Raw genomic sequence first — 1,111 nt, 5'->3', positions numbered from 1 at the left:
GTCCAGCCCATTGCCCGAAACATCCTTGAAGCCGTCCGAGCCCTGATCGATGCTGAAATCCCAAGCGGCCGAAACGCACTCGTTGAGCCGCTCGACTGCGGCGCCGCTGCCAAGCGAGGCCATCTCCTCAACCGAAAGGGCGCAGGCGTGAAGCTTAGGAGAATCGATCTTCCCGTTGTAATGCCCGCCTGCCAAAAACAGTCCGTCGCTAGCCGACGCCTTGTGGGCAGCGATAAAGAAATGTCTTTGCGCAGCGTTCCCCTGRAAGGCAGCAATCTCAAACTTGCGGGTTTCCGCGGAGCCAAGATCACCGATGTCGCATCGGGGACTCTGATGTAGGACAACGGCGCGGTCTTTTGCGCTGTAGCTGGCGGCAACGAACACCCACCGCCGCTCGACCAAGGGCGTGGRCAAACTGGCGGTGGACACGGTCCCTTCACCATCGCCCATCAGGAACGTCAATCGACCCGCCTCGTCGATCTCGATCGCAAAACCCAAGCTGCGGCTCTCGTCCCAAGTGCCGGCGATGGTTTGACGCGTGGTTCCAAGCAGGGTTGGCCAGAGCCAGGTCTGGAAGGTGAAGTCCTCTGACCCGGAAAAAGCGGTCGCATGCTCCACATAGCCATAGGACCCAGTGTGGATCGGCTGCCGTCGGGCGGGATATTCCCCGTTGAAGGGGGCATCGACGTCACGTTCGATCAAACCGGGTGTGCGCGGGTGCTCTTCGGTGGTAATCAGCCGTACCAGCCGGGCCGAGAAGGTGCCCGAGGGACCGTGCGAACTGACCTTGAATTCAACGGTGTCGCCCGGCYTGGCGCTCATGATGTTTGTATAACCCGCCAGCGTTCTCATGCTTCGGCTCCGTCGGCAAGCTCAGTTCCGAAATGTTGACGCCAGCGTTGGCGGAACACGTACCACTCCGCCTCCGCCAGGTCCTCAAAGATGATGTCCTCATGTYTTGTCATGGGACGGCCKSGGATCCCYGTGAGGGTGACRAGCATCCAGCTCCGATTGGGCCGGATTGTCAGCAAGGCGTGTTTTCCGGCGATGGGGACACTGCGAAAGATGCGCAGCAGCTTCTGCAGGTTCGGGCTGTGGTGCCCGAACGGTG

At 60.7% G+C, this 1,111-nt stretch carries 2 protein-coding genes; both read right to left on the bottom strand.

Features of this window, described 5'->3' with window-relative positions:
• The coding region (locus tag ORS3428_RS03750) for a LamG domain-containing protein (protein ID WP_244507843.1) at positions 1–852 on the bottom strand (852 nt) is incomplete at its 3' end.
• On the bottom strand, positions 849–1,111 hold a 263-nt coding region (locus tag ORS3428_RS33715), incomplete at its 5' end, for an ABC transporter permease (RefSeq protein ID WP_210185680.1). The genes ORS3428_RS33715 and ORS3428_RS03750, both read right to left, overlap by 4 nt.

Source organism: Mesorhizobium sp. ORS 3428, assembly GCF_001854785.1.
Taxonomy (GTDB): Bacteria; Pseudomonadota; Alphaproteobacteria; order Rhizobiales; family Rhizobiaceae; genus Mesorhizobium.
Note: the sequence above shows the minus strand (reverse complement) of the source record. Positions and strands in the feature narration are given on the sequence as shown.